The sequence below is a fragment of the Streptomyces sp. NPDC051133 genome, assembly GCF_040682635.1.
Classification (GTDB): Bacteria; Actinomycetota; Actinomycetes; order Streptomycetales; family Streptomycetaceae; genus Streptomyces.
Genome location: NZ_JBFBBK010000122.1, coordinates 1 through 5,908, shown reverse-complemented (window position 1 = coordinate 5,908; position 5,908 = coordinate 1). Strand labels below are relative to the sequence as shown.

Annotated in this window: 3 protein-coding genes and 1 pseudogene; all 4 read right to left on the bottom strand. The window is 65.0% G+C overall.

Going from position 1 to position 5,908, the window contains the following annotated elements:
* Window positions 1–1,131, bottom strand: a 1,131-nt coding sequence (locus tag AB0N17_RS44945; RefSeq protein WP_366017482.1) for an ATP-grasp domain-containing protein, incomplete at its 3' end; no start/stop codon positions are given.
* 304 nt (window positions 1,132–1,435) lie between these two features.
* Window positions 1,436–2,689, bottom strand: coding sequence for an MFS transporter (locus AB0N17_RS44940; protein WP_366017481.1), 1,254 nt, complete (start codon window positions 2,687–2,689; stop codon window positions 1,436–1,438).
* 908 nt (window positions 2,690–3,597) lie between these two features.
* Complete coding sequence (locus tag AB0N17_RS44935) at window positions 3,598–4,458, bottom strand: hypothetical protein (RefSeq protein WP_366017480.1); 861 nt, start codon at window positions 4,456–4,458, stop codon at window positions 3,598–3,600.
* 814 nt (window positions 4,459–5,272) lie between these two features.
* Window positions 5,273–5,454, bottom strand: a pseudogene (locus AB0N17_RS44930) (DUF5926 family protein); the annotation flags it as partial.
* Window positions 5,455–5,908 lie beyond the last annotated feature (454 nt).

The following is a 5,908-nucleotide window of genomic DNA, read 5'->3' as shown; positions in this document are numbered from 1 at the left end:
ATCGGGGTTCCAGATCGGATGGGTGCGCCAGGCCACACCGCTGGCGTCGGCCGGTACGACGGCCAGCGATGCCGCTGCCCCGGTCCCACGGAAGGGAACGGTGGTGGGGTAATCGACGGCTTCGTACAGGAGTTGACGGGTGAACATCGTGATCGCGTCGAGGCCGAAGACCGTCTCTATCCGGCGTAAAGTCATCAGTCCACCGAAGCGAGCGGCGGTCTCGATGACCGCGATTTGGCCGTCCTTCATCAGTTTCAGTTCGGTGTGGGTGCCGCAGGTGTCCAGGCCGAGGGCATCGACAGCGCGGCGGGAGACATCCACGATGCGCTGTTGCAACTCCAGGGGGAGCTCGCAAGGGGTGGTACTGGCGACCTCGGTGAATCCTCCGACCGTGGGTAGCTTGGCGGTGACGGCCAGGGGGTGGTAGGAGCCATTGGCGACGATGCCTTCAACGCTGATGTAGTCGGCGTAGCGGTCGTCGCCGAACCAGCTTTCGGTGGAGCCGGACACGATCTCTTCCACAAGTCGGTCGGCGTCGGTGTCCGGGACATAGAGATCGTTCATCCCCGCCTTGGAGCCTTCCTTCAAGGCTGCCTCGATCTCTCCCCAGGCTGCGGTGGCCTCTTGGGCATGGGTGAGGACGAGTTGGGCGACGGAACCGGCGCCCCAGGCCGGCTTGAGCAGGAGCGGCGGTGTGAGTTCCTGGCAGGCGCGTCTCAAGTCCGAGGCGCTTGCCACACGGCGGAATTGTGGGATCGGGACGCCTGCGGCGGCCCAGGCCTCACGCATCACCCGTTTGTCCCTGGCGGCCCAAATGCCCTCTCCCGCACCCGCCAGCCCAAGCCGAAGGGCGGCTTGGGCGACAGCAACGACCGCGAACTCCGACAGTGTCAGCACTGCGTCCGCGCCGATGGCCTTCGCGTGAGTGACGATACGTGCAACGGTTTCCTCGCCGTGGGGTGTCCCCCCGATCATGGTGATAGTGGCGCAGCAAGGGCGCCAGGTCCCTTCGGCGGCCTTGGGCATCGGGGCGAAGGCCAGGACGTGCAGCTCACCGCACGCCGCGAGGCGGGGGAAGACGTATTCAAGCGGCGCGCCACCGCGGACGTAGATGTAGAGGATCTTCTTCATTGGGACTCCTTCTTGGATAGCCCGGTTTTCAGGCCGGGGAGGACACGAAGCTCCTTCGGAGCAGGGCAGGGGAAGCCGGTTCGCTCCCTGGGCGAAACGGTGTTGTCAGGGGCGGCCGCTACGTTGATCACATGCATCTGCGGTACTCCTTCCGGATCGAGCCGATGCCGGGTCAGCCCGTCGCGCTGGAGGGCCGGTAAGACCTGGAGCGGCAATCCGGCGCGCCAGGCGTGGTCCGTTGAACGGCGACCCACCCGAAAGCCGAGCCGGCTACCACCGGCAGCCAGGCGGGAACCCCCGCCCTTTACGGCGGAGAGGATGTCAAGTCGTTTTCCTTGGGCTTGACGGCCGACTGCTGGCGCGCCAGTAGGGCAAGTGCGGCAGTGATCACGCCTGTTATGGCGAGGGTCGCTGTGCACAGCCGAATCAGGAAGGTGTTGATCGACCCGTGGGTGAGATATCCGCTGAGCACGGCAACGACCAGCGCGCAGACCGCTCGATCGATCAGCGACTCAACCGACAGGAGGGTGGCCCTGAGATCGGCCTCGGGGATTGCCCGGTTGATAAGCCGGCGTTGGATGGGGAACGCCAGGCCTGAGGCAAGGGAGAAGACGCATAGGCTCGCGACTGTGCCAACGGGGTCGGCTGGGACCGCCAGGGCGAGGGCAACGGCCATCATCGCTGTCAGCCCTGCCGTGGCCCAGACCCCGTCCACCCGGTCAAGCCAGGAAGACCTCATGGCGCCGCCGGCCTCGAACAGGGTCGTGGCCGCCATCAGGACACCGAAAGCCGCCAGTGGCACGTGCTTGGATTCCAGGACCGGCTGGTACAGATTGGCCTGGCAGATGCGTATCAGAGTGAAGAGGGCGACCCCCTGGGCCATCAGGAGCGTCAGCCGTGGAGCGGTCTTCAGGGCGCCAAAGGACCTGGGTATGCCCGTCGTCACCGACCGCTTCCTGGAGGCACCCGCTACCGTCGGCCCATCGTGGTCGGACAGAGACGGCAGCTTCCACGCGCACACCACCGCCAGCACGCATCCCCCGGCGGAGAGTACGTAGGGTATGTCCGGATTCCACTGCAGGAGCACCCCGGCGGCGGGCAGACAGATCACCCGTCCGGCCAGTGTGTAGGCCCGTGCGCTCCCCTCTGCTTGCTGATAGTCCGCGGCGCGGCCCGAGCGTGCGAGGTATTCGTACAGGTAGGCGCTCCCTGCCCCGGATATGAGAGAGCTTCCCAGTGCGATCACCAAGAACTGCGCTAGGAAACCTGCGTAGGTGGGGCTGGCCACGGGGAGCAGATGCGCTACCCCGAGGGCCGCTCCCCCCGTGAGCAGGAACGCGCGGTAATCGAATCGGTCGGCGAGGGCGCCCGTGGGAATCTCCAGCAGGCAATACGCGAAGTAGTAGATGCTTTGGATACCGAAGATCTGCTCGTCGGAGAGGCCTGCCTGTCGCTGGTGGACGTAGAAGACGGGCAGCCACCACATCAACCCGGTGAAGAGCTGGAAGATGTTGTAGTGCCGTCGTGTTCGCTGGTCGAGTGGAAGGGGCGTGGTCATCGTGCGTGCCGGTAGTTATGTACCTGCAGGAGACGTACGCACTCGTCCTCGAGGGCCCGTTCAATACTGACGAGAGTGGCGAATCTGTCGTCCGGCGAGAAGTGGGAGTGAAGGAGACGGCCGATCACGGCGAGGTGTTGCAAAGTGTCCTTGGTGGCCTCGTCCACGTCCGTACGCGCCGACCCGAGGGTATGGGTCCGACTGCCGCGCTCCACTGTGTTGTGCGGGTGTTGCACGGGGTCACTCTCACCGCTGTCTTTACCGACAGCAAATTTTATGCACGGACAGCCGCCCAGGACTCCAGCGAGCCGCGGGACGCCGGAATAATTGAGCCTCCCATCGACCCAGGTCGGCCGAACAGACAATCCATCGCGACCACCATGCACCTCACACATCGGTGAACTCTTTCAATTTGGCGTAATGAACCATCCCAGGTGGCCTGCTTGCCGTCTGGGATGCTCATCTTTGAGCAGGGGCCTGATCCAGGCAGGGACCGTTCCGGCCCTGTCCTGCGGGTGGTGCAGGGGATCAAGCACTGTGCATTCCGGTTGGAGGCCCACGGTGCTCTGCGTGGAGGTGGCAGGACACGAACCACCCCAAGCGGGCTGGGTATCCGATCGGGCGGAGCAACCGTCTCGACCTGTGGATCCCGGTGGCTTGAACCCCTGTACCACCCGGCGGGACGCCATCCCGGCTACGTCCAGGAGGTCCAGGACGAGTTCAGGGACGCGTTGCATGTAGAGCCTTTTTCACGCGTAGAGCATGAGGGGGAGGATGGTGGCAGCCATTGACGTGGGCCTTTTCGGGCCGCCGCGGGCGTGACGGAAATCCTTCAGTGCGTTCGTTACGCTAGCATCAGCATGTCATCACGACTCACCCGCCAGCCGTACGCGTGGAAAAGGCTCAAGCTACCGGGGGTTCACGACTGTAGAGCTGGTGGGGGTGCCTGAACTGGCCGCGCTCATCGTGTGAGAGCTGCCTTTTCTGCTGCAACTGGCCCGTTCTGACGCGGTCATCGGGCGCGACTCGGCGATAAGGCCGAGCGCGCCTTGATCGGCGACGGCCCGTGGATCGGTCTGCTTCGGCATGACACCGGTGAAATCGGTCACGACATCATAGGTTCCCATCGGCACAGCGTGGCCGGGAGCCATGTACCGTGAGTCCGGATGGGCGATCTCGACATTCGCCACGCCGTGGGCTGTGCCATAGAAGTTGCCTTGATCGAACCATCCGACGTCGCCAGGCGCGACGGTCAAGTTCGTAGTACCCGACTGAGTGCTGGACGATCCCCAGGACCAGCTCGTGGACTGCGAGGCGCTTACGGTGACGGTGAGGGTTCCGCCGACCAGCGACAAGGGCGCTCCAGCCGACATTGAAACGCCGACGGAGTAACCGGCGGTGACCGAGGCATTGCTGGTGTGGGACCAACTGAGCATCTGGGACACCGGGTTCGCCGAGCAGTTGAACAGGAGTTCGCTGGCCTGCTCCCTGTGGTGAGGTGTCCAGTCGGAGAAGGACTCTTCAGTGAAGTGGTTGAGGTGGCATTGGCTGGAGTTGTCCCCGTATCCCGCCTTGGCGCAGTAGGCGCTTACCCAATCGTTGAGGGCCTTGAAGTCAGCGCCGTAGGAATGGCCTGGATGGCTGAGAACCCAGCTGTCGTAAGACGTGAGCGGTACGGCTGCGTGCGCTGATGTCGTTCCGGTCAGCACACAGCCAGCTGCCGTCGCAGCGACAATTCCGGACTTCCGCCATCGCAGTAGACGCTTCATTTGCTTGCTTCCTCACTTGGCCGGAAAGGACGGGCCCCTCAGAAGTGAACCGCTCGCCCGACGTTGCGGCCTGCGCAACTTCACTCGGATGATCACTCATCCTCCGGCCGTGCCCGTACAGACACCAGACGCGACAATGTCAAAGCGCACGAGAATTATTTACAGGTCTAGCCCAACTCAATGTGCGGAGAAGAGAGTTGACTTGCCGTCGGTTGCGGCCTGCCCTGCAGGGGCCTGGGGCAATGAGCTTCTTCAGTCAGATCTAGCGGGGAACCCTGGGCGGTCAGGCCCGGAGGTATCGCTTCTCAAGACAGGGGTGACCCGCGCCGGCGCACAGGTCTGCAGTGTTGGCCTCAGTCGGGACGTTTCTGGTTCCCCGTGTGCTCCTTGGTGATCGCCGGGGGTGGGCCGCCGCAGGAGGCGGCGGAGCAGGAGGGTGACCAGAGGTGGTCCCCCCTACAGGTACTTGCGCGGTCTCTTCACAGCGTCGAAGGATCTTGTCGGTGAACGGTACGCGCCAGTACTTGGGCGTGAAGGCCAAGCCGGGTCAAGTCGACCGGTGCCTGCCCCAGGGTGGGGACGATGTGGCCCTTGATCCCCTGCATCACTTCGTGGGAGACGATCCAGCAAGCGGTACTGACCGCCGGAGCCGCCCGGCACTGCAACGTTGGTCACAGAGCATCCAGGCCGGCCCTGCTGCGGCGCTTTGCGCCGCCAGTCCGAAGAGGGGCCAGCCCCGTGCAGAAGGCAGAGGTCCGCGCCCGGGACGGTGGGTACGCCTTTCGATGACGTGTCAGCGGCTGCCGTCTGCGCGTCAGCTGAGCGTGACCTGCCGGTCGGTCAGACCGCTGCGCGCGGCGCTTGCCGGGGTGAGTGGCGCGCTGGTCGCCAGGTTGACGGAGAGCCGCTTGGCGAACTCAGCGGCCGGCTTCTCGACGCCGTCCGCAGTGACGCCGGTCGACAGGCGACCGGGACGAGCAGGCACAGAGCGCGGTACGGCTGGTCTTCACTCAGTTCCCCGAGCTCGGCACCCTGCACGCGGTGTTGCGCTGACTGGTCGAGCACGGGACGGAATTGCCCGTCCGGTTGCGCCGGGGCCGGGACAAGGCCGAGCTGGTAGGTCAGCCGGACACGGTACGTCCCGCGATGACAAGGTCACGGGTTCGAATCCTGGCGGCACCACCAGCCGGCCGACCCAGCGTCCCCGGACCATGGCCATGATCTCACCTCCCCGGCGGGGATCGGAGATCGCGGACGCCAGCCCCCGAGGCCTGGCCGGACTCGCTGCGCCACGGCGGCGTGGGGGTAGCGGGGTGATCGGTTGCGGAATCTGACGGGCGTCGGCCCCGCTGCCCGATGCTGCCCGGGCTTGGCGGATCAGGGCGCGGTCAGTCTGACTCCCGTTTGCTATGTGCTGATACCGGCATATAGCTATGGTGGGGGTATGGGC